This window comes from Streptomyces sp. NPDC093018 (genome assembly GCF_040684035.1).
GTDB classification, from domain to species: Bacteria; Actinomycetota; Actinomycetes; order Streptomycetales; family Streptomycetaceae; genus Streptomyces; species Streptomyces murinus.
The window spans coordinates 1-22,957 of sequence record NZ_JBFBFF010000023.1; the positions used below are offsets into that span (position 1 = coordinate 1).

Below are 22,957 nucleotides of genomic sequence, written 5' to 3' on the forward strand. Positions count from 1 at the left end.
TGTTGAGTTCTCAAGGAACGGTCGCTTCCTTTGTACTCACCCTCTCGGGCTTTCCTCCGGGCTTCCCTTCGTGTTTCCGACTCTATCAGATCTTTCCGATCCGATTTCCTCGGTGCTTTCCAGGTTCTCGCTCTCGCGTTTCCCTTTCCGGCGGTTCCGACTCTATCAGATCCTTTCGGTTTCTGACCCCCAGTCAGCGGGGTTTGCCTTCCCGGCCGTTGGGCCGTTCCGACGAGTGAGACATTACCGGATTCCCGGCTCCCGAGCTAATCGGGGGCCCGTTCTTTCGAACGTGGATTCCTCATTTCGCAAATACGCACGCCAAAGTGTTCGACACCGAGGTGTCGGATTGGGTGGTGCTCACGGAATGGCTGTCCGGGGACCGACCGGAGTCGGCGCTCACGTCGGACAACTCGGAGTACCTTACGGATCCCCCCGAGGTGTGTCAACCGCCGGCCGGTCCCTCCCGGCCAGGGTCAGTCCTTCGTGCCGGAGGCCAGCTCGCGGCTGCGGTCCCGGGCGGCTTCCAGGGCCGCGATGAGGGCCGCGCGGACGCCGTGGTTCTCCAGCTCGCGGATGGCGTTGATCGTCGTACCGGCGGGAGAGGTGACGTTCTCCCGGAGCTTCACCGGGTGTTCGCCGCTGTCCCGGAGCATCACGGCGGCGCCGATGGCGGACTGGACGATGAGGTCGTGGGCCTTGTCGCGGGGCAGACCGAGGAGGATCCCGGCGTCGGTCATGGCCTCGACCAGGTAGAAGAAGTACGCCGGGCCGGAGCCGGACAGCGCGGTGCACGCGTCCTGCTGGCCCTCGGGCACACGGAGCGTCTTGCCCACGGCGCCGAAGATGTCCTCGGCGGTGGCCAGATGCTCCTGGGTGGCGTGGGTGCCGGGGGAGATGACGGACATGGCCTCGTCCACGAGGGCCGGGGTGTTCGTCATGACGCGGACCACCGGAGTGCCCTTGGCGAGGCGCTCCTCCAGGAAGGCGGTCGGGATGCCCGCGGCGCCGCTGATGACCAGGCGGTCGGCGGGGATGTGCGGGGCCAGTTCGTCGAGCAGGGCGCCCATGTCCTGCGGCTTGACCGTGAGGATCAGGGTGTCGGCGGTCTTGGCGGCCTCGGTGTTGCCGACCGGGGTGACGCCGTGCCGGGCGCGGAGCTCTTCGGCGCGTTCGGGGCGGCGGGCGGTGACGAGGAGGTCCTCGGGCGCCCAGCCGGCTCGGATCATTCCGCTGAGCAGGGCTTCGCCGATCTTGCCGGTGCCGAGTACTGCGACTTTCTGGGTCATGCGGTTCAGTCTGGCACCGGGGGTGTTCGACCGGGGTGTATGTCCGGTTGGCGGAACGTTCGCGGTGCGCCTCGCCCGGACAGCGGCCGGGCGGCGCCCCGGGGATGCGCGTCTGACGTTCCGGTGGCCAGCAGGTGGCATTCAGCCCGCGTACACGCTGTCTCAAGGTGGTGCCGCCAGAGTCCGGCCTCGTGTCTACCTCACCTTCGCGTCCCGGCGTCGCCTCCGTGTGCGCCGCTGCCTTGACGCTCTCAGGACTGCTCGTGACAGGGATGGTCGCCGCTCAGCCCGCGGCCGCCGCGGACCCGGCCGGCTACCAGAACGTTCGGATCAACGAGGTCACCTCGTCGAACAGCGACACGGTGGAGCTGTACAACACCGGTTCGACCGCGGTGAGCATCAGTGGCTGGAAGGTGTCCGACGACAGCTTCTCGCCGCAGTCGTTCAGCCCGTCCGCCGGTACCGTCCCGGCGCACGGCTTCGTCACCTTCGACTCGCCCAAGGGACTGGGCGACTCGGACAAGCTGGTGATCTACACCTCCGGTGGCACGGTGGTCGACCGCGTCGAGTGGGCGACCGGCAAGGCGAAGCCGGCGATGGCGCGGTGCGGCGGTGACGGCACCGGCGCATGGGTCACCACGACCGCGGCGACCACGTTCGGCGCGGCGAACGCCTCGGGCTGCCCCGCGTCGCTCCCGGCCGCGAGCCAGGTGCGGATCAACGAGGTCACCTCGGACGGCGCGGACACCGTGGAGCTGTACAACGGCGGTTCGAGCGCGGTGAACATCGGATCGTGGAAGTACGTCGACAACGACACCAGCCACACCGCGGCCTCGGTCTCGTCCTCCTCGCCGAGCACGACCAGCATCCCGGCCGGCGGCTACGCGACGTTCGCCTCGACGCTCGGCCTGGGCGACAACGACTCGGTCTTCCTCACCGACGGCAACGGAAACACCGTCGACTCGGTGACCTGGGCGACCGGTGGCGCCAAGCCGTCGGACGAGCGCTGCGCCAACGGCTCCGGCACCGGCACCTTCCGGACCGCCACGACCGCGACGCTCGGTGGCGCGAACTCCTGCTCGGGCAGCGGCGGCACCGGCGGTGGGGGCGGCCAACTGCTGGGCGGCGGCGGCTCGCTGACCAGCGGCTGCACCCCCGAGGCACCCACGGGTACGACCGCCACCCCGGCCGGCACCTCGGCGTGGCCGGGCGGCCTCGATGTCACGATCGCCGACAACGTCTGCGCGTTCACGACGTCCACCGGCCCCGAGGGGCGTGATGTGAGCGGGCTGGCCTTCGATCCGGCGAACCCGTCGGTGCTGTGGGCCGCCAAGAACAAGAACTGGCTGTTCAAGCTGGTCAAGAGCAACGGCAAGTGGATCCCGGACACGTCGTGGAGCGCGACCGGCAAGCAGATCCGTTTCCTGGGCGGTTCCGGCGAGCCGGACTCCGAGGGTCTGACGGTCGGCGCCAACGGGCACCTCTATGTGACCTCCGAGCGCGACAACACCAAGAACACGGTCCCCAAGGACACGATCATGGAGTTCGACCCGGCGGCCGGCGGTTCGACGCTCACGCCGATCCACCAGTGGGACATGACCTCGCAGTTCCCGCAGCTCGACACCGGCAGCAAGGACGACGCCAACCTGGGCTTCGAGGGTGTCGCCTATGTGCCGGACAGCTGGCTGACCGCGAGCGGCTGGGTGGACCCGCTGACCGGCGCCGCCTACAACCCGGCGAACTACCCGCTGCACGGCTCGGGCCTGTTCTTCGCCGGTCTGGAGTGGGACGGCACGCTGCACGCCTACGGCCTGAACTCCGACGGTACGTTCACCACGTTCGGCGCGATCTCCACCGGCAAGGCCTCCGTGGTGGACGTGACCTTCGACTCCGGTACCCAGCGCATCGTCGCCACCTGCGACAACGCCTGCGGTGAGACCCACACCTTCCTGAAGGTCGACGCCGCCGGTGCGATCGTCCCGGACGTGACCTACACGAACCCGGCCGTCATGCCGGTCGACAACCTGGAGGGCTTCGCCCTCGCGCCCACCTCGACCTGCGTCAACGGCTCGCGCGAGGCGGTCTGGACCGACGACGGCATCTACGGCTTCGGCTCCGGAAGCTCCTCGTACGGCCACGCCCTCTACAGCGGCACCTTCCCCTGCTGAACCCCCCGCTGCACTCCCCGCGGCACCGGGGCTCCCGGCGGACGGGGTGGCGACCAGGGCCACCCGCTGACCGCCGGGAGCCTTGTCGTACCGGTCATGGCGTCCGGCGGCGTAGCGTCGCCGCGCCCAGGGTCAGGACCAGGAGGGCGCAGCCGGTCACGATCAGGGCGTCCCGGGCGAAGGCCGTGGTCGGGTCGCGGTGGTGGAGGAGCTGGGTCATGGCGTCCACGGCGTAGGACATGGGGAGGACGTCCGAGAGGGCGTGCAGGACGGGGTGCATGGTGGAGCGGGGGGTGAAGAGGCCGCAGAGGAGGAGTTGGGGGAAGATCACGGCCGGCATGAACTGGACCGCCTGGAACTCCGAGGCCGCGAAGGCCGAGACGAAGAGGCCGAGGGCCGTGCCGAGCAGGGCGTCCAGGAGGGCGACGAGCAGGAGCAGCCACGGTGAGCCCATGACGTCGAGGCCGAGCAGCCAGACGGAGAGGCCGGTGGCGAGGACCGACTGGAGGACGGCGAAGGCGCCGAAGGCCAGGGCGTAGCCGGCGATGAGGTCGGCCTTGCCGAGGGGGAGGGCGAGGAGGCGTTCCAGGGTGCCCGAGGTGCGTTCGCGCAGGGTGGCGATGGAGGTCACCAGGAACATCGTGATCAGCGGGAAGATCCCGAGCAGCGAGGCGCCGAGGGTGTCGAAGGTGTGCGGGCCGCTGTCGAAGACGTAGCGCAGGATGACCAGCATCAGGCACGGGACGGCGATCATCAGCGCGATGGTGCGGGGGTCGTGCCGCAGCTGGCGCAGGACGCGGGCCGCCGTGGCGAGGGCGCGGGCGGGGCTGAGGGCGGCCGCGGGCCGGGGGGCCGTCGTCGGGTTCATCGGGTGCGCTCCTTGACGTTCGCCTCGGTGCGGGCCGCCGTGGTGGCCTCGTCGACCAGGTGCAGGAAGGCGGCCTCGACCGTGTCCGTGCCGGTGCGGGTGCGCAGTGCCTCGGGGGTGTCGTCGGCGAGGATCGCGCCCTCGCGCATCAGCAGTAGGCGGTCGCAGCGCTCGGCCTCGTCCATGACATGGGAGGAGACGAGGAGGGTGGTGCCGCGGGTGGCGGCGAGGCCGTGGAAGAGCTGCCACAGGTCGCGGCGCAGTACGGGGTCGAGGCCGACGGTCGGCTCGTCCAGGACCAGGAGTTCGGGGGTGCCGAGCAGGGCGACGGCGAGCGAGACCCGGCTGCGCTGACCGCCGGAGAGGGAGCCGGCGAGGGCGTCCGCGTGGGTGGTGAGGTCGACGTCGGCGATGGCCCGGGTGATGTTCGCCCGGCGGCGGTCGGCGGCGGCGCGGCCGGGGTCGAGGACGGCCGCGAAGTACGCCAGGTTCTGGCGGACGGTCAGGTCCGCGTAGACGGAGGGTGCCTGGGTGACGTAGCCGACGCGGGTGCGCAGGTCGGGGTGGCCGGCCGGGCGGCCGAGGACGTCGAGGGTGCCGGTGACCTTGGCCTGGGTCCCGGCGACGGCGCGCATCAGCGTCGACTTGCCGCAGCCGGAGGGGCCGAGGAGGCCCGTGATCCGGCCGGGCGGGACGGTGAAGGAGAGGTCGTGCAGAACGGGGCGGGGGCCGCGGACGACGGTGAGGTGGTCGGTGTGGATGGCGGCGGGTGGGGGCGGGGCCGGGGTCGGCGGTACATAATTCATCACGCGATGAATATTCTGCCCGGCGGGGTGGGGCGTCAAGGGCCGAGGAGCCTTCTCGTCACCGCTTCCTGGCGACCAGGAGGAGTACGTCGTACGTCTCCTCGACCACGCCGTCGGGGAAGACCTGCTGGAGGTGGGTGCGCTCCTCGGTCAGGAAGGCGTCGCGGGCGGGGGCGTCCATGACGAGGAAGTGGGAGTGGCTGCCGAGGTTGGCCAGGTGGGTGTCGAGGGGGACTCGGCGGCTCCAGCGGAGCTTGTGGCGGGCGAAGTCCAGGCGTCCGCTGGGATCGGCGACCTCCGCGCGCTGCTCACGGTCGGCCTGCTGGGAGTCCATGCCGGCGGCGCGGCGCACCCGCTCGGACGATTTTGCGATCCACTCGACGTCCAGGGCGCTGATGTTCCACCACAGCGCCAGCGCGCCCCCCGCGCGCAGGACGCGCAGTGCCTCCGGCACCGAATGGGCTGGGTCGGTCCAGTGCCAGGACTGGGCGTAGGTGAGGAAGTCGAGGGTGGCGTCGGCGAGCGGAAGGGCGTTGCCGTTGCCGCGGACCAGGGGGATGTCCGGGTTGCCGCGGCGGAACTCGGCGGCCATGCCCGCGCCGGGCTCGACCGCGAGGACGTCCGCGCCGCGGGCGTGCAGCAGGCTGGTGGAGATGCCGGTACCGGCGCCGACGTCCGCGACCCGCGCACCGGTCAGGGGCCGGTCCGCCGCCTGCTCGATGGTGTCGAAGAGGGCGGGCGGGTAGGAGGGGCGGTTGGCCGCGTACTGGGCGGCTGCCGCGTTGAAGGAGTGGGCGCGGGCGGGGTCGGCGGGTCGCGTGGTCGTCATACCGCCATGGTCGCCGGTGGCCGCCGCGTACGGCAGCGGCTTTGCCCGAGTTCTAGCGGCGGCGCTTCTTCTTCGAGGGGTTGCCCGAGCGGCGGGTGGTGCGGACGGCGTGTTCGGCGCGGGCCTTCTCGTACTCCTCGCGGTGCAGCTTCTCGCCCGGGGCCTCGGTGAGGGAGCGGACGAAGTAGGCGGCGAGGGTGCCGACGAAGCCGATGGCGAGCAGTCCGCGCAGGGACGCCTGGCGCTGCGGGTCCTGGCGCTTGCCGAAGCCGGCCAGGGTGTTGCCGAAGGCGAGCGCGGTGCAGATCGCGAACATGGCGACGACCAGGACGGTCACGAAGGCGCCGGTGTCGGCGATCTGGAGGCCCTGGAAGGCGAAGCGCAGCACCAGGCAGGAGGCGACCGCGGCGACGAGGGAACCGGCGGCGACACCGGCGCGGCGGGCCGCGTAGCCGTCGTCGTGGTGCACCCAGGACGTGCCGAAAAAGCGCAGGGGCTCGGGCCGGGGCTCGCCCACGGGTTCCTCCGGGGCGCCCGGGGCGCCGGTTTCGTCGCTCACGGGACGATTATGGCGCCGAAGGGCGGAGGACTCGCGGGCGGGTGCGGCGGCGGGCCCGGATACGGGATACGGGATACGGATTCGGCGGCGGGGTGTCAGCCGCAGCGGTCCGCCACGAAGCCGTCGCTGCCCGTGTGCACGTAGGCGTCGGCCACGAACTCGCCGTCGCTGATGTTGTCCCAGATGTTCGAGGTGCCGTACGTGCCGGTGACGTTGGTGCCCGTGGTCTGGCAGTAGATCGGGACCTTGGCGCCCTCGGAGAGGGTGCGGGTGATGCCGTAGCTGGTGCCGGGGCCGCTGCGGACGTTGACGCGGACGCCCGGGGCGACGGAGTAGTAGCGGACGGACATGCGGAATCTCCCCCGTGAAGCCCCGCCGGAAGGCGGGGATCGTCGAATGCGAACGGAGGTTAGCAAGCCGCCTCGGTCTCGTACGAGCCATCGACTAGGCTCCGTGCGTCGCGCGCGGACGATGAGCACGGGGGGCGGTCCAGTCGATGACGCCACAGCGCAGCACCGGAGCGGGCGCGGAAGCCGATATGCCCGAGTACGCCGGGCATTACCACCTGGAGTCCCGGCTGGGCTCCGGCGGCATGGGGGTGGTCCACCTCGCCCGCAGTACGTCCGGGCTGCGCCTCGCCGTGAAGGTCGTCCACGCGGAGTTCGCGCGGGACCGGGAGTTCCGGGGCCGGTTCCGGCAGGAGGTGGCCGCGGCGCGCCGGGTCAGCGGGGCCTTCACCGCGCCCGTGGTGGACGCCGACCCGGAGGCGGCGCGCCCCTGGATGGCCACCCTGTACATCCCCGGCCCGACCCTGTCCGAGCAGGTGAAGGAGCACGGGCCGCTGGACGCCGGGCAGTTGCGGCGGCTGATGGCGGGGCTCGCGGAGGCGCTGCGGGACATACACCGTGTGGGCGTGGTGCACCGGGATCTCAAGCCGAGCAATGTGCTGCTCGCCGAGGACGGTCCAAAGGTCATCGACTTCGGCATCTCGCGGCCCAAGGACAGCGAACTGCGCACGGAGACGGGCAAGTTGATCGGCACCCCGCCGTTCATGGCGCCCGAGCAGTTCCGGCGGCCGCGCGAGGTCGGTCCGGCCGCGGACATCTTCGCGCTGGGCTCGGTGCTGGTGCACGCGGCGACCGGGCGCGGTCCGTTCGACTCCGACAGCCCGTACGTCGTCGCCTATCAGGTCGTCCATGACGAGCCCGATCTGTCGGGGGTGCCGGCGGGTCTCGCGCCGCTCATCGAGCGCTGCCTCGCCAAGGAGCCGGACGAGCGCCCGACGCCGGACGAGCTGATGCGCCAACTGCGGTCGGTGGCGGCGTCGTACGACACCCAGGCGTTCATACCGGCACAGCGGAAGGCGAGTTCGGAGGCTTCCGAGAGGGAGGGTTCCGAGCGGGAGAGTTCCGAGCGGGAGGACGTGGCGGCGGAGGTCCCGGGGGGCACCGGGAAGGCGCCGTCGAAGAGGCGCCTCGGGCGGCCAGGTCGCGTCGCCGCCGTCGCGGCCGGGGTGCTCGCGCTGGCCGTCGGCGGGGCCCTCGCCTGTGTGCAGTGGCTCGGTGCCGACGCCCCCGCGGCGAAGGCTCCGCGCACGGCTGCGGTCGGGTTCGCGGGGTGGCGTACGACGCCGGTCGCCGGGCAGAGCGACGCGCCCCGGTGCGCCTTCGGGGCGGGCAAGGTGCTGTGCGCCGGGGCGGGGCAGGCGTACGCGCTCGATCCGCGCGGCGGCCGGGTGCTGTGGCGGCATCCCTTCGCGGGGGCGCGCTGGAGCGCGGCGCCCGCGGTGTCGGGCGGCCTGGTGCAGGTGCGCGACGAGGCCGGGGATGTGGTGGCCCTCGACCCGGACACGGGCGGTACGCGCTGGCGGCACGCCCTGCCCACGGGCGCCGGGGCGCAGTACACGGACGGGACGCTGCTGATCACCGCGGCCGACGGCACGGTCACGGGGGTGGACAGCGCGTCGGGCCGTACCCGCTGGAGCCACCGGCTGCCCGGGGCCGGCCGGCCGAGCGTCGACACGTATCCGGGCAGCGGCGCCGCCCTCGCCTCGACCGTCTCCGCCGACGGCCGCAGCACCCGGGTCGTCGCGTTCGATCCGAAGAGCGGCGCGGTGCGCTGGGACACCGTGCTGACCGGGCTGCTGCGGCCGGTCGGCGCCGCGGACGGCACGGTGTTCCTCGTGTCCGCAGACCCGGTCTACGGCGACACGGACGCGGTGGTCCGTTACGACGCCGCGACCCGGGCCGTACGACGGGTGGCGCTGCCCGCGCCCCGGCCGGACGTGCACGCCGTCGTGCGCGCGGGCGTGGTCTATCTGCTGGACGTCAACGGTGGCCTGGACGCCGTGGACACCGCGGCCGGGAAGCGGCTGTGGCACCTGGAGACCTCGGTGAGCCGGGGCTCGGCGCTGGTCGCCGGGGACCGGTATCTGTACTTCTCCGCCGGTGACGGGCGGCTGCTCGCCGTGGACGCGCGCAGTGGGCGGCTCGCGGGGCAGACACCGGCGCGGCCGGGGGACGGCACCGCGCGGATCGCGGCGCTGCGGGCCGCGCCGGTGCTCGTGGCGCCGCAGGTGTTCGCCACCGCTCCCGACGGATCGGTGTTCGCGCTCGACGGGCGGGACCCGTCGGCCTGGTGAAACGTTCCCGGGCGTGCGAAAGGGGCCGCTCCCCGCGGGGGCGGCCCCTTCGTCATGACGGCAGGACGGCGGTCAGCCCAGCTTGCTCACGTCCCGCACCGCGCCCTTGTCCGCGCTGGTCGCCATCGCGGCGTAGGCGCGCAGCGCGGCGGTGATCTTGCGGTCGCGGTTCTTCGGGGTGTAGGCGCCGTTCAGGGCCTGCTCGCGGCGGGCCAGTTCGGCGTCGTCCACCAGCAGTTCGATGCTGCGGTTCGGGATGTCGATGCGGATCCGGTCGCCGTCCTCGACCAGGGCGATGGTGCCGCCCGAGGCCGCCTCCGGGGAGGCGTGGCCGATGGAGAGGCCCGAGGTGCCGCCGGAGAAGCGGCCGTCGGTGATCAGCGCGCAGCTCTTGCCGAGGCCGCGGCCCTTCAGGTACGAGGTCGGGTAGAGCATCTCCTGCATGCCGGGGCCGCCCTTGGGGCCCTCGTAGCGGATGACGACGACGTCGCCCTCCTTGACCTCCTGGGTGAGGATCCGCTGGACGGCCTCCTCCTGGGACTCGCAGACCACGGCCGGGCCCTCGAAGGTCCAGATCGACTCGTCCACGCCGGCCGTCTTGACCACGCAGCCGTCGACGGCCAGATTGCCGCGCAGCACCGCGAGGCCGCCGTCCTTGGAGTAGGCGTGCTCGGCGGAGCGGATGCAGCCGCTCTCGGCGTCGTCGTCCAGGGACTCCCAGCGCTCGGACTGGGAGAAGGCCTCGGCGGAGCGGACGCAGCCGGGGGCCGCGTGCCACAGCTCGACGGCCTCGGGGGACGGGGAGCCGCCGCGCACGTCCCAGGTCTTGAGCCAGTCGGCGAGGGAGGGGCTGTGCACGGCGTGCACGTCCTCGTTGAGCAGGCCCGCGCGGTGCAGTTCGCCGAGGAGGGCGGGGATGCCGCCGGCGCGGTGCACGTCCTCCATGTAGTACGTACGGTTCTTGCCCACGTTCGGCGCGACCTTGGCGAGGCAGGGGACGCGGCGCGAGACGGCGTCGATCTCCTCCAGGCCGAAGGCGACGCCCGCCTCCTGGGCGGCGGCCAGCAGATGCAGGATCGTGTTGGTGGAGCCGCCCATCGCGATGTCCAGGGCCATGGCGTTCTCGAAGGCCTGGAAGGTGGCGACATTGCGGGGCAGGACGGTCTCGTCGTCCTGCTCGTAGTAGCGCCGGGTCACGTCCATGACGGTGCGGGCGGCGTCGACGTAGAGCTGCTTGCGCGCGGTGTGGGTGGCGAGGACCGAGCCGTTGCCGGGCAGGGAGAGGCCGATGGCCTCGGTCAGGCAGTTCATCGAGTTGGCGGTGAACATGCCGGAACAGCTGCCGCAGGTCGGGCAGGCGTTCTCCTCGATGCGCAGGATGTCCGCGTCGGAGACCTTGTCGTTGGCGGCTTCCGCGATGGCGTCGATCAGGTCGAGGGAGCGCACGGTGCCGTCGACCAGGGTGGCGCGGCCGGCCTCCATGGGGCCGCCGGAGACGAAGACCGTCGGGATGTTCAGGCGCAGGGCGGCCATCAGCATGCCCGGGGTGATCTTGTCGCAGTTGGAGATGCAGACCAGGGCGTCGGCGCAGTGGGCCTCGACCATGTACTCCACGGAGTCCGCGATCAGGTCGCGGGAGGGCAGCGAGTAGAGCATGCCGCCGTGGCCCATGGCGATGCCGTCGTCCACCGCGATGGTGTTGAACTCGCGTGGGATGCCGCCGGCCTCGGTGATCGCCTCGCTGACGATCCGGCCGACCGGCTGGAGGTGGGTGTGGCCCGGCACGAACTCGGTGAAGGAGTTGGCTACGGCGATGATCGGCTTACGGCCGATGTCCGCGCCGGGTACACCGGAGGCACGCATAAGGGCGCGGGCGCCCGCCATGTTGCGGCCGTGGGTGACTGTGCGGGACCTCAGCTCGGGCATCGTCGCTCGCTCCTCGATGAACAGTTCTGGCTTTCTCCGAGCCTACGCCGACGCTCCAAGGAATGGACACGCTTGTCCGGAATGCGGGACGGGCATTTCATCGGCGTCCGCCCTGCGGCCGTGATCGGGGCTGCCTTCAGGGCTGTGTGAGGTGCTTCTGTACGACGGGTGACACGCGCGCGATGATCTCCTCCACGTCCGCCGAGGCGAGCGGTTCCAGCTTGAGGACGTAGCGCATCAGGGCCGTACCCACCAGCTGCGCGGCGGCCAGCTCGGCGCGCAGCTCGGCGTCCGGCAGGTCCAGCCGGGCCGCGACCCGGCGCACCAGCTGGGCGGCGACCAGGCGGCGGAAGACGGCGGCGGCGGTGTCGTTGGTGACGGCCGAGCGCAGGATCGCGAGCAGCGGGGCGCGGGTGGTGGGGTTCTCCCAGACACCGAAGACGAAGCGGGCCAGCCGCTCGCCCACGCCGTCCGGCGGGCCCTCGGCGAGGGTGTCGGGGGCGGCGAAGGCGGGGGCGAAGGCGACTTCGACGGCCGCCGCGAAGACCTGTTCCTTGGTGCCGAAGTAGTGGTGGACCAGCGCGGAGTCCACGCCGGCCGCCTTGGCGATCTGGCGTACGGAGGTCTTGTCGTACCCGCGCGCGGAGAACTCCTCGCGGGCCGCGGTGAGGATGCGGTCCCGGGTGCCGGCGGACTCGGCGCGGGAGGGGCGGCCGCGGCGGCGGGCGGGGGGCCGGGAAGACGCGGTGGGCGGCTCGGCGGACGCGGTGGGGTCGGTCATCGTCGCGGGAGGCGGACGGCGGCGGCCAGGTGCTTGCGGGTGAAGGCGAGGGCCTCGGCGAGATCGGCCTCGCGCTCGGCGCCGGACATCGCCCGCCGGGTGTTGACCTCGATGACGACATGGCCGCCGAAACCGGAGACGGCCAGGTGCTCCAGCAGCTCGGCGCAGGGCTGGTCGCCGCGCCCCGGCACCAGGTGCTCGTCCTTGGCCGAGCCGCGCCCGTCGGCGAGGTGGACATGGCCGAGCCGGTCGCCCATGCGGCCGACCATCTCCAGGGCGTCGGTACGGGCCGTCGACGTATGGCTGAGATCGATCGTGAAGTGCCGGTAGTCGTCCTGGGTGACGTCCCAGGCGGGGGCGTAGGCGAGCATCTCGCGGTCGCGGTAGCGCCAGGGGTACATGTTCTCGACCGCGAACCGTACGTCCGTCTCGTCCGCCATCCGCCAGACGCCCGCGACGAAGTCCCGGGCGTACTGCCGCTGCCAGCGGAACGGCGGGTGGACGACGACGGTGGCGGCGCCCAGCTTCTCGGCGGCGGCGCGGGCGCGGCGCAGCTTGGTCCACGGGTCGGTGGACCAGACGCGCTGCGTGATCAGCAGGCACGGGGCGTGCACGGCGAGGATCGGGATGCCGTGGTGGTCCGAGAGGCGGCGCAGCGCGTCGATGTCCTGGCTGACGGGGTCGGTCCAGACCATGACCTCGACGCCGTCGTAGCCGAGGCGCGCGGCGATCTCGAAGGCCGTCGCCGTGGACTCCGGGTATACGGAGGCCGTCGACAGCGCTACGGGAACGTCCCTTGGTTCAGCCACGCCGACACCCTAAGGGGTGGGAAGGTGCGCGTGTCGGGTGCCGTCGGCCGTTGTGAGCCAAGCCATCGGGCCCCTTGGGGGTGCTCAAGCGGAGCCCATGTGATCGAGTCGCCGCAGGATCACGCCCTCCCGCAGCGCCCAGGGGCATATCTCCAGGCTCTCCACGCCGAAGAGGTCCATCGCGCCCTCCGCCACCAGGGCGCCCGCGAGCAGCTGGGCGGCCCTGCCGTCGGAGACGCCCGGCAGTTCGGCGCGCTGGTCGATGGTCATACCGGACAGGCGGGGAACCCATGCCTCCAGGGATTCGCGTTTGAGCTCGCGCTGGACGTAGAGGCCGTCGGCGCTGCGGGCGGCCCCGGCGATGCGGGCCAGCTGCTTGAAGGTCTTGGAGGTGGCGACGACATGGTCGGGGGCGCCGAAGCGGGCGAACTCGCCGACCGTGCGGGCGATCTCCGCGCGGACATGGCGGCGCAGGGCGCGTACGTCGTCCGGGGCGGGCGGGTCGCCGGGCAGCCAGCCGGCGGTGAGGCGGCCCGCGCCGAGCGGGAGGGAGGCGGCGGCGTCCGGCTCCTCGTCGATGCCGAAGGCGATCTCCAGGGAGCCGCCGCCGATGTCCAGGACCAGCAGCTTCCCGGCGGACCAGCCGAACCAGCGGCGTACGGCGAGGAAGGTGAGGCGGGCCTCCTCGGCGCCGGAGAGCACCTGGAGTCGTACGCCGGTCTCGTCGGCGACGCGGGCGAGGACCTCGTCGGCGTTGCTCGCCTCGCGGACGGCGGAGGTGGCGAAGGGGAGCAGGTCCTCGACGCCCTTGTCCTCGGCGGCCTGGAGCGCGTCCCGTACGACGTCGACGAGCTTCTCGATGCCGTCGTCGCCGATGGCACCGCTGTCGTCGAGGAGTTGGGCGAGCCGAAGGTCGGCCTTGTGCGAATGCGCGGGCAGCGGGCGCGCGCCGGGGTGGGCGTCCACCACCAGCAGATGCACCGTGTTTGAACCCACGTCCAGGACACCGAGTCTCATATACGGAACGCTACTGCCAGAACGCGGCTCCACGGTCCCCGGACCGGGGGCGGGGCACTTACCCTGGACGGGTGCCAAAGACGAAAAAGGCGAAGTCCGCGAAAGCCGGTAAGACGGACAAGGCTCGCAAGACCGCCAAAGCTGCCAAGGGGTCGAAGGTGAGCGACGAGAAGGGGCTCGACTTCGCGCGCGCGTGGGTGGAGTTTCCGGACCCGGCGGACGACGAACAGGTCTTCCGCTGCGATCTGACGTGGCTGACCTCGCGCTGGAGCTGCGTCTTCGGCAGCGGCTGCCAGGGCATCAAGGCGGGGCGCGCGGACGATGGGTGCTGCACGCTGGGGGCGCACTTCTCCGACGAGGACGACGAGAAGCGGGTCGCCGAGCACGTGGCGCGGCTCACGCCGGAGATCTGGCAGCACCACGCCGAGGGCACGAAGGACGGCTGGATCTCGGAGGACGAGGAGGGGTCCCGGCAGACGCGGCCCTTCCAGGGGTCCTGCATCTTCCAGAACCGGCCCGGGTTCGCGGGCGGCGCGGGGTGCTCGCTGCACATCCTCGCGCTCAAGGAGGGCCGGGAGCCGCTGGAGACCAAGCCGGACGTGTGCTGGCAGCTGCCGGTCCGGCGGACGTACGAGTGGATCGACCGGCCCGACGACACGCGGGTGCTGCAGGTCTCCATCGGCGAGTACGACCGCAGGGGCTGGGGTCCGGGCGGGCACGATCTGCACTGGTGGTGCACGTCGGCCACGTCGGCGCACGGTGCGGGGGAGCCGGTGTACGTGTCCTACCGCGCGGAGCTGACGGAGCTGATGGGCAAGGAGGGCTACGACCGGCTGGCCGAGCTCTGCGAGGAGCGCCTCTCCGCCGCGCTCCCCCTGCTGGCCCCCCACCCGGCGGACCCGACCCCCTGACGCCGCCGTCCCCCCGCCGGGCTGCACAGCCGGGCGGGGCCCGCACCACCCCTTTCCCCACCCACCCGACTCGGTCTGCTGACGGGTGCCCCCGCACACTGCCCCCAGCTGAACAGCCGGGCGGCGCGCGGGCCCCGCCCTCTCCCACCCGCCCACCCGACGCGGTCGGCTGCTGGGTTCACGGGCACACTCCCTCCCGGCCGGAACCCCACCCCGGCCAGAACACGACAACCACAAACGGCTCCCGCCACGCCGACGGAACCCCGCGCCGCGTGAGCGGTCCGGCATGGGCTTCCCCACTCCGCCCAGCCGCCTCGACGGGCTGATGACCAGAACCCGGCGAACAGACCGACTCGGCGACCGCCCGAGAGGGCACCCCGGCCGGAACACGGCGATCAAGTACCGGCCCCACCGCGCCGACAGCGCCTCGCTCCGGGTTGAGCGTCAAGCGAAGGGACCGCGCTTCCCACAAGCCCAGCCAACTCGATGGGCTTACGTTCTCCCGAGGATCTCCCCCAGCCGGAACTCCGCAGGTAAGAACGGGTCCCGGCGCACTAGCAGGGGTCCCACGCCAGGGCGCTCCCCCACCCGCCCAACCAGCTCAGCGAGACGACGTGCTCCCGGGGAAACACGGCGGCCAAGAACCCTCTGACCGCCCGCCCGACAACTCAGTCGACTGACGGGCTCCCCCGGTTGGGCTCCCACCCCGGCCCGGAACGCCATCAAAAACCGGCCCCCTCGTCCCCGCTCCCCGCCCGCCCAACCCAACAGCGGGTTCCAGGGCAGCTCGGAGAAGTTCGGCCCCCCGCCGAACTCTCACCCCGCACGGCATCCGCCCCCCTGCGCCCGATCTCGCCCGCGCACCCCCGCCCCCGCCCCCGCTCTCTCCGCCCGCCCGGCTCATGGGCCGCCGCAGCCCCGCGAGCCCTCGACCCGGCCGGTACGCGGCGGACAGGCCCTAGCTCCCCGACGGAGTCGGTGTCTCGGTGGTCGTCTCGGATGGTGTCGGGGTGGGGGATGTGGAGGGCGGGGGGTCGGTCGGGGTGGGGGAAGGGGTTGGTGGGGCGGGGGGAGGAGAGGTGGAGGGGGATGTCGGGGTCGGAGTCGGTGGTGGGGGCGGGGTGGGAAGGGGGCCGGAGCCGGTGATGGTGACCACCGTGCCGGCCGGGGCGATGGAGATCCGGGCCCGCCAGGCGCCCCTGGGTTCGTGGAGGTGGTCGACGTACGCCTTCAGCGTCACGCTCTCGCCGGAGGCCAGCGTGCCCGAGGACTGGCTCAGATACAGCCACGCGGAGCCGGTCACCGCGGACCAGCGGACCGGGTCGGGACCCGTCGCGGTCAGCGTGATCAGCGTGGTGTCGCCGTCGTTCGCCGCCGTCACCGACAGACTCCCGGCCGAGCCGTCCGCCGTACCGGGCGCGACGCTCATCACCTCCACCGAGACGTCCGGCTTGCCGTCCTTCCCCGCGCCCGGCTGCACGCTCGCGCTGCCCGCGTTCTCGTACCCCCCGCCCGTGCCGTCCCCGCCGATCGCGTCCGGCCCCTGCGCCTCGCGCGCGGTGCCGGGGTGGCCGTCCGGCTCCCCCGTCGGCGCGCCCCGGTACGCCGCCCACAGGGCCAGCACCGGCGCCGCCACCACCGTCGCCACCACCGTCGTCGTCACCGCGCGGGCCCGCAGCCGGTCGCGGCGGGCCGCGCGGTCCCTGGGGTCCATCGGGAAGCCCCGCCGGTCGAAGCGGGGCGCGTCCGCGACCTTCGCCCGGGAGCGCGGGACGAGGGCCGCGCGGGGCGCCTCCAGGACGGGCAGCTCGGCGGGGGTGACCGTGGTGCCGGGCCAGCGGCCGGGGGCCGCGCGTTCGGCACTGCGCCGGCAGCGCGGGCAGTCGTCGACATGCCGTACCAGCTCGCGGCGGAGCGCGGTGCTGAGGATCAGCCTGCTGTCGCCGGTGAGATGGGCGACGCTCGGGCAGCCGCCGGACTCCACCACGGCGAGCGCGGCCCGGGTCCGCTCGACCTCGCAGGCGGCCGTGGCGAGCAGATCGCGGGCGGCGGCCGGTGCCATGCCGAGGACGGCGGCGACCTCGGGGGCGGTCAGACGGTGGCGGACGGCGAGCTCCAGGGCCTCGCGCTGCTCGGGCGTGGTGCCGGCCGCCTCCGGCCAGGCGAGCAGGGTCAGTTCGCGGTGCCGGCGCTCCTGGAGCTCCGGCGGGAGGACCGGGCCGGGCGCCTCGGGACCGGTTCCCCGCCCGCTCCTTCCCGTGCCCTTGTCCGTACGGCCCGCCGCATGCGTGGCCTGACGTTTCTGCTTCGCCTCGGCCAGCTTGCGCAGACACGCCCAGCGGGCCAGCGCGTACAGCCAGGCCCTGCGCTCCCCGCCGGTCCCCGGCACGCGGTGCGCCCGCCGCTCGGCCAGCGCGAGGGCGTCGCCGAGCGCGGCGGTGGCCGTGTCGTGGTCGCACAGGATGGACAGGCAGTAGGTGAACAGGCCGTCCAGGTACGGCTCGTAGCGCGTCGACTCCCGGCGGGCGATGGTCCGCGCGGCGGCACGGTCCCGCGCCTCACGGGCGTCTCGCGCATCCCGCGTGTCTCGCGCCTCATGCGCCTCACACGCTTCATGTGACTCAGACACACCAGGCTTCCGCGCACCCTCGCGCGGTTCACGCCCCTCGCGCGCCTCTCGTGCTTCGCGCGCCGTGCCGTGCGCCCGGTGCGCGCCGGTGGTGCGGGTGGTGGTCTCCGGGCTGCTGCTCATCACCCGTGCGACCGTAGGCGTCGGCGGAGCGCCCCTTCTGGAGCCTTGAGCACTTTTAATCCGTACGGGTGAAACGATCCCTCATAAGGGGACAGGAACCCTTTGTTCCGGGGCCGGATTCCGCGCCCCGCCGGCCGAACCCGTCCACCCGGTCGGCCGCCCCCCGTCCCGTTGTCAGTGCCGCGGGCTACGGTTTCCGCATGGCTGCCCGTACCAAGACCACCAAGGACCGTCCGTCCTACCGCTGCACCGAGTGCGGCTGGCAGACGGCCAAGTGGCTCGGCCGCTGCCCCGAGTGCCAGGCGTGGGGCACCGTCGAGGAGTACGGCGCGCCCGCGGTCCGCACCACGGCGCCCGGCCGGGTCGTCACCTCCGCGCTGCCCATCGGCCAGGTCGACGGCCGGCAGGCCACCGCCCGCTCCACCGGGGTGCCGGAGCTGGACCGGGTGCTCGGCGGCGGGCTGGTACCGGGCGCGGTGGTGCTGCTGGCGGGCGAGCCCGGCGTCGGCAAGTCCACCCTGCTGCTGGACGTGGCGGCCAAGGCGGCGAGCGAGGAGCACCGCACCCTGTATGTCACCGGCGAGGAGTCGGCGAGCCAGGTGCGGCTGCGCGCCGACCGCATCAACGCGCTGCACGACCAGCTGTATCTGGCCGCCGAGACCGACCTCTCCGCCGTCCTCGGGCATCTGGACGAGGTCAAGCCCTCCCTGCTGATCCTCGACTCGGTGCAGACGGTCGCCTCCCCGGAGATCGACGGCGCGCCCGGCGGCATGGCCCAGGTCCGCGAGGTGGCCGGGGCGCTGATCCGGGCCTCCAAGGAGCGCGGCATGTCCACGCTGCTTGTCGGCCATGTCACCAAGGACGGCGCGATCGCGGGCCCGCGGCTGCTGGAGCACCTGGTGGACGTCGTCCTGCACTTCGAGGGCGACCGGCACGCCCGGCTCCGCCTGGTCCGCGGCGTGAAGAACCGGTACGGCGCGACGGACGAGGTCGGCTGCTTCGAGCTGCACGACGAGGGGATCACCGGCCTCGCCGACCCGAGCGGTCTCTTCCTGACCCGGCGCGACGAACCGGTGCCGGGCACCTGTCTGACCGTGACCCTGGAGGGCCGCCGCCCGCTGGTGGCCGAGGTGCAGGCGCTGACCGTGGACTCCCAGATCCCCTCCCCCCGGCGCACCACGTCGGGCCTGGAGACCTCCCGGGTGTCGATGATGCTGGCCGTGCTCGAACAGCGCGGCCGGATCAGCGCGCTCGGCAAGCGGGACATCTACTCGGCGACGGTCGGCGGCGTGAAGCTGTCCGAGCCCGCCGCCGATCTGGCCATCGCCCTCGCGCTGGCCTCCGCCGCGAGCGACACCCCGCTGCCGAAGAACCTGGTGGCCATCGGCGAGGTGGGTCTCGCCGGCGAGGTGAGACGGGTCACGGGCGTGCAGCGCAGGCTCGCCGAGGCGCACCGGCTCGGCTTCACGCATGCGCTGGTCCCGGGCGATCCGGGGAAGACCCCGCCGGGGATGAAGGTGCTGGAAGTCGCGGACATGGGGGATGCGCTGCGGGTCCTGCCCCGCTCCCGTCGCCGAGAGGCCCCACGGGAGCCGGAGGAGCGCCGGTAGACTTTGCCCAGGTCTCGCCCGTCCGTACGAACCGAGTGCGGGCACGGGCGCGCAGGCGAACCCCCGACCGGAGGAGTGCAGTGGCAGCCAACGACCGGGCAGCAGCTCCCGGAAAGTCCGGTGGGAGTGCCGGTTCCGATGGCCTGATGCGCGCCGCCCTGAGCGCCGTGGCACCCGGTACGGCCATGCGGGACGGCCTGGAGCGCATCCTGCGCGGCAACACCGGCGGACTGATCGTGCTCGGCTCCGACAAGACCGTCGAGGCGATGTGCACGGGCGGTTTCGTGCTGGACGTGGAGTTCGCCGCGACCCGGCTGCGGGAGCTGTGCAAGCTGGACGGCGGCATCGTGCTCTCCTCGGACCTCTCGAAGATCCTGCGCGCGGGTGTGCAGCTGGTCCCGGACCCGACCATCCCCACCGAGGAGACCGGCACCCGGCACCGTACGGCGGACCGGGTCAGCAAACAGGTCGGCTTCCCCGTCGTCTCGGTGTCCCAGTCGATGCGGCTGATCGCGCTCTACGTCGACGGTCAGCGCCGTGTCCTGGAGGACTCGGCGGCGATCCTCTCCCGCGCGAACCAGGCGCTGGCCACCCTGGAGCGGTACAAGCTCCGCCTGGACGAGGTGGCGGGCACGCTGTCGGCGCTGGAGATCGAGGACCTGGTGACGGTGCGGGACGTGTCCGCCGTCGCGCAGCGTCTGGAGATGGTGCGCCGGATCGCCACCGAGATCGCCGAGTACGTGGTGGAGCTGGGCACCGACGGCCGGCTGCTCGCGCTCCAGCTGGAGGAGTTGATCGCGGGGGTCGAGCCGGACCGGGAGCTGGTCGTACGGGACTATGTGCCCGAGCCGACGGCCAAGCGCTCCCGCACGGTGGAGGAGGCCCTGTCCGAGCTGAACGCGCTCACCCAGTCCGAGCTGATCGAGGTCGGCACCGTGGCGCGGGCGCTGGGCTACACCGGGTCGCCCGAGACCCTGGACTCCGCGGTGTCCCCGCGGGGCTTCCGGCTGCTGGCCAAGGTGCCGCGGCTGCCGGGGGCGATCATCGACCGGCTGGTGGAGCACTTCGGCGGGCTGCAGAAGCTGCTGGCCGCGAGCGTGGACGACCTCCAGACGGTGGACGGCGTGGGCGAGGCGCGGGCGCGCAGCGTGCGGGAGGGACTCTCGCGGCTGGCGGAGTCCTCGATCCTGGAGCGGTACGTCTGATCTTCGGGCCCGGCGGGTCCGAGAAGTACCCGGCAGGTCCGAGAAGTACTAGTCCGCCGACAGCACGAACGACGCCTGGAGCTTCCCGTAGCCCGGTGTCTTCGCCTCCAGCAGGTACGTCCCGGTCTTGGCCGTGCCGCCGGACGGGGTCGCGCAGTGGGCGGCGCTCGGGCGGCGGTCCCAGGTGACCGTGTACGTGATGGACTTGCCTGCCGGTACCCGGAAGAGCAGGTCGCCCGCGCCCGTGGGGCAGTCGGCGGAGGACCAGAAGGCGTTGTCGCTGTCGGCCGGGGTGATCGTCAACACCGTGTTCTTCGGCCCGAGATCGACCTTGCAGTCGGCGGACGAGGTGTTCTTCGCGGTGAGTTCAAAGGCCGGTTTCTGGTCCGGCGAGTAGGAGTTGTGCAGGCTGCGCAGGCCCAACGACACCGCGCCGGACGTGCAGTTCGCGAGCGCGGAGGAGCCGGGCAGCGCGTCGCCCGCGGCCACCGCCCCGCCGCCCGCGGCGGACCCGCCGCCGGAGCCCGCGGAACCGCCCGAGCCCGAGCCGCCGTTACCGTCGCCACCGGAACCCGACCCGGCGGACCCCGCCGAACCGCCGGACCCGGAGCCCGCGTCCGACCCGCCCGACTCGTCCCGCCCGCCCGGGTGTTGGCTGTACGCGGGGCCCGAGCCCGACGGTCCCGGGGTGATGGTGTTCGTGGGGTTCTTGCCGCCGGACGCGCTGGTGCCCTTCTTCCCGCCGCCGCCCCCGCCTCCCGTCGTGACGATCCAGGCGATCAGCAGTGCCGAGACGGCGACCACCGACAGCAGTACGGCCCTCCTGCGCCAGTAGATGGAGGAGGGAAGCGGCCCGACCGGATTGCGCAGAGATCCCACGCCAGAACTCTACGAGAGTTCGGCGCGCGGCCTTGCCCCACCCGCCGTCCACGCACCAACTTTTCCGGATCATCATCCCGGTAACTGCCCCCGCAGGCACGGTTCTTCACTTGCCGGCACGCTGGGTGACGGCCTCGTCACCCGCGTCACCCCGCGCGGCGTGGCAGGATCGGAAGGCCATGACCGAGAAAATCCACGCCCCCGTGATCGCCTGGTTCGACGCCCATGCCCGCGACCTCCCCTGGCGCCGCCCGGAGGCGGGCGCGTGGGGCGTGATGGTCAGCGAGTTCATGCTTCAGCAGACCCCGGTCAACCGGGTGCTGCCCGTCTACGAGCAGTGGCTGGCCCGCTGGCCGCGCCCCGCCGACCTGGCGAAGGAGGCGCCCGGCGAGGCGGTGCGCGCCTGGGGCCGGCTCGGCTATCCGCGCCGCGCGCTGCGGCTGCACGGCGCCGCGGTCGCCATAACGGAACGGCACGGCGGTGACGTACCGACGGAACACGCGCAGCTGCTCGCGCTGCCCGGCATCGGCGAGTACACGGCCGCCGCGGTGGCCTCGTTCGCCTACGGGCAGCGGCACCCGGTGCTGGACACGAATGTGCGACGGGTGCTGGCGCGCGCGGTGACGGGGGTGCAGTACCCGCCGAACGCGACGACCGCGGCCGAGCGGCGCCTGGCCCGGGAGCTGCTGCCCGAGGACGAGGGGACGGCCGCGCGCTGGGCCGCCGCCTCCATGGAGCTGGGCGCGCTGGTGTGCACCGCGAAGAACGAGGGGTGCGCGCGCTGCCCGATCGCCGCGCAGTGCGCCTGGCGGCAGGCGGGCAAGCCGGAGCACCAGGGACCGCCGCGGCGCGGGCAGACGTACGCCGGTACGGACCGTCAGGTGCGCGGCAAGCTGCTCGCCGTGCTGCGGGAGGCGCACACCCCGGTGCCGCAGGCGCGGCTCGACCGGGTGTGGCACGAACCGGTGCAGCGGGCCCGCGCGCTGGACGGACTGGTCACCGACGGACTGGTGGAGCCGCTGCCCGGCGGTCTGTACCGACTGCCCCTCACCTGACGCACAGTCAGATCACAGCACCGCCCCCACTGTTACGGGCCGCCTCGCCCAACCGGAGCACAACAAAGGCCCCATAACTGGACATAAGCACCGCCCTCTTTACCCCCTTCCTGTGGCCGTTACACAACCGACGGATAGCCGATTGCTAGCCGAAGGCTGGTCCGCACAGCCCCGTGACAACGACTGCCTAACTTCATTTCCGTGCCCGGCAGACCACGGGCCGGCAGGACAGCGGGACTTCGGCGGGGGCCGAAGCACACGGGGAACGGAGGCGGTTGAACATGGCGCAGGGCGAGGTGCTCGCATTCGAGGAGTACGTCCGCACACGACAGGACGCGCTGCTGCGCAGTGCGCGCCGGCTGGTGCCGGACCCCGTGGACGCGCAGGACCTGCTCCAGACCGCGCTGGTGCGGACGTACGGCCGCTGGGACGGCATCGCCGACAAGCGGCTCGCGGACGCCTATCTGCGCCGGGTCATGATCAACACCCGGACCGAGTGGTGGCGGGCCCGCAAGCTGGAGGAGGTCCCCACCGAGCAGCTGCCGGACGCCAGTGTGGAGGACTCCACCGAGCAGCACGCCGACCGGGCCCTGCTGATGGACATCCTGAAAGTCCTCGCACCCAAGCAGCGCAGTGTCGTGGTGCTGCGACACTGGGAGCAGATGTCCACCGAGGAGACGGCCGCGGCCCTGGGTATGTCGGCCGGTACGGTCAAGAGCACGCTGCACCGGGCGCTCGCCCGGCTCCGTGAGGAGCTGGAGGCCCGCGACCTGGACGCACGGGCGCTGGAGCGTGAGGAGCGGGAGCGTTGCGCGGCCTGACAGGGCCCGGGTCCACAGGGACCCGTGGGAG

The 22,957-nt window shown here is 72.6% G+C and carries 19 protein-coding genes; 7 read left to right on the plus strand and 12 right to left on the minus strand.

Annotation, left to right across the window (positions count from 1 at the left end; genetic code table 11):
- Positions 1–476 precede the first annotated feature (476 nt).
- A complete protein-coding gene (gene proC, locus AB0N90_RS34070) occupies positions 477–1,289 on the minus strand; it encodes a pyrroline-5-carboxylate reductase (RefSeq protein WP_085565941.1) in 813 nt (270 codons plus the stop codon).
- A 272-nt stretch (positions 1,290–1,561) separates the two neighbouring features.
- On the opposite strand from proC, the gene AB0N90_RS34075 reads away from it, so the two are divergent.
- A complete protein-coding gene (locus AB0N90_RS34075; protein ID WP_365203134.1) occupies positions 1,562–3,457 on the plus strand; it encodes a lamin tail domain-containing protein in 1,896 nt (631 codons plus the stop codon).
- 94 nt (positions 3,458–3,551) lie between these two features.
- Here AB0N90_RS34075 and AB0N90_RS34080 read toward each other — a convergent pair whose 3' ends face one another.
- From AB0N90_RS34080 to AB0N90_RS34100, 5 genes are all read right to left on the minus strand, one after another.
- Entirely contained in the window at positions 3,552–4,325 is a 774-nt protein-coding gene (locus AB0N90_RS34080; RefSeq protein WP_365203022.1) for an ABC transporter permease, read from the minus strand.
- On the minus strand, positions 4,322–5,131 hold the full coding sequence (locus tag AB0N90_RS34085) for an ABC transporter ATP-binding protein (RefSeq protein ID WP_365203024.1): 810 nt from the start codon (positions 5,129–5,131) through the stop codon (positions 4,322–4,324). The genes AB0N90_RS34080 and AB0N90_RS34085 overlap by 4 nt, the downstream gene beginning before the upstream one ends.
- Before the next feature lie 58 nt (positions 5,132–5,189).
- Positions 5,190–5,960, minus strand: a complete 771-nt coding sequence (locus AB0N90_RS34090; protein ID WP_365203026.1) for a class I SAM-dependent methyltransferase — start codon at positions 5,958–5,960, stop codon at positions 5,190–5,192.
- Between the two features lie 52 nt (positions 5,961–6,012).
- On the minus strand, positions 6,013–6,519 hold the full coding sequence (locus AB0N90_RS34095; protein WP_365203028.1) for an EamA/RhaT family transporter: 507 nt from the start codon (positions 6,517–6,519) through the stop codon (positions 6,013–6,015).
- Positions 6,520–6,614: 95 nt separating this feature from the next.
- Entirely contained in the window at positions 6,615–6,869 is a 255-nt protein-coding gene (locus AB0N90_RS34100; RefSeq protein WP_361682812.1) for an SH3 domain-containing protein, read from the minus strand.
- A gap of 146 nt (positions 6,870–7,015) precedes the next feature.
- Here AB0N90_RS34100 and AB0N90_RS34105 point away from each other — a divergent pair, with 146 nt between their 5' ends.
- A complete protein-coding gene (locus AB0N90_RS34105) occupies positions 7,016–9,160 on the plus strand; it encodes a serine/threonine-protein kinase (RefSeq protein WP_365203030.1) in 2,145 nt (714 codons plus the stop codon).
- A 72-nt stretch (positions 9,161–9,232) separates the two neighbouring features.
- Here AB0N90_RS34105 and ilvD read toward each other — a convergent pair whose 3' ends face one another.
- From ilvD to AB0N90_RS34125, 4 genes are all read right to left on the minus strand, one after another.
- Positions 9,233–11,086: a dihydroxy-acid dehydratase gene (gene ilvD / locus AB0N90_RS34110; protein WP_365203032.1), complete on the minus strand. Its 1,854-nt coding sequence runs from the start codon at positions 11,084–11,086 to the stop codon at positions 9,233–9,235.
- Between the two features lie 136 nt (positions 11,087–11,222).
- The gene (locus AB0N90_RS34115; RefSeq protein ID WP_365203033.1) at positions 11,223–11,867 is read right to left on the minus strand and encodes a TetR family transcriptional regulator; all 645 of its coding nucleotides are present in this window, start codon (positions 11,865–11,867) and stop codon (positions 11,223–11,225) included.
- Entirely contained in the window at positions 11,864–12,676 is an 813-nt protein-coding gene (locus AB0N90_RS34120) for a sugar phosphate isomerase/epimerase (RefSeq protein ID WP_365203035.1), read from the minus strand. Before AB0N90_RS34120 ends, AB0N90_RS34115 begins: the two co-directional genes overlap by 4 nt.
- 84 nt (positions 12,677–12,760) lie before the next feature.
- Positions 12,761–13,693, minus strand: a complete 933-nt coding sequence (locus tag AB0N90_RS34125; protein ID WP_361682802.1) for a Ppx/GppA phosphatase family protein — start codon at positions 13,691–13,693, stop codon at positions 12,761–12,763.
- Between the two features lie 71 nt (positions 13,694–13,764).
- Between AB0N90_RS34125 and AB0N90_RS34130 the strand changes: the two genes are divergently transcribed.
- Positions 13,765–14,604: a hypothetical protein gene (locus AB0N90_RS34130; RefSeq protein ID WP_365203037.1), complete on the plus strand. Its 840-nt coding sequence runs from the start codon at positions 13,765–13,767 to the stop codon at positions 14,602–14,604.
- 958 nt (positions 14,605–15,562) lie between these two features.
- Here AB0N90_RS34130 and AB0N90_RS34135 read toward each other — a convergent pair.
- Positions 15,563–17,134, minus strand: coding sequence for a hypothetical protein (locus AB0N90_RS34135; protein ID WP_365203136.1), 1,572 nt, complete (start codon positions 17,132–17,134; stop codon positions 15,563–15,565).
- A gap of 422 nt (positions 17,135–17,556) precedes the next feature.
- On the opposite strand from AB0N90_RS34135, the gene radA reads away from it, so the two are divergent.
- Together radA and disA are read left to right on the plus strand one after the other, a co-directional pair.
- Positions 17,557–18,966: a DNA repair protein RadA gene (gene radA, locus AB0N90_RS34140; RefSeq protein WP_136100278.1), complete on the plus strand. Its 1,410-nt coding sequence runs from the start codon at positions 17,557–17,559 to the stop codon at positions 18,964–18,966.
- A gap of 80 nt (positions 18,967–19,046) precedes the next feature.
- Positions 19,047–20,171 (plus strand): DNA integrity scanning diadenylate cyclase DisA, encoded by a 1,125-nt coding sequence (gene disA, locus AB0N90_RS34145; protein WP_361682794.1) that lies wholly within the window; start codon positions 19,047–19,049, stop codon positions 20,169–20,171.
- A gap of 48 nt (positions 20,172–20,219) precedes the next feature.
- Here the strand turns inward: disA and AB0N90_RS34150 are convergent, their stop codons facing one another.
- Positions 20,220–21,050, minus strand: a complete 831-nt coding sequence (locus AB0N90_RS34150) for a hypothetical protein (protein ID WP_365203040.1) — start codon at positions 21,048–21,050, stop codon at positions 20,220–20,222.
- Positions 21,051–21,229: 179 nt separating this feature from the next.
- Here AB0N90_RS34150 and AB0N90_RS34155 point away from each other — a divergent pair, with 179 nt between their 5' ends.
- Together AB0N90_RS34155 and AB0N90_RS34160 are read left to right on the plus strand one after the other, a co-directional pair.
- Positions 21,230–22,105, plus strand: coding sequence for an A/G-specific adenine glycosylase (locus AB0N90_RS34155; RefSeq protein ID WP_085565927.1), 876 nt, complete (start codon positions 21,230–21,232; stop codon positions 22,103–22,105).
- 281 nt (positions 22,106–22,386) lie between these two features.
- Positions 22,387–22,926 carry a SigE family RNA polymerase sigma factor gene (locus tag AB0N90_RS34160; RefSeq protein ID WP_086809325.1) on the plus strand — a complete coding sequence of 180 codons (540 nt, stop codon included), beginning with the start codon at positions 22,387–22,389 and terminating at the stop codon, positions 22,924–22,926.
- Positions 22,927–22,957: the final 31 nt, after the last annotated feature.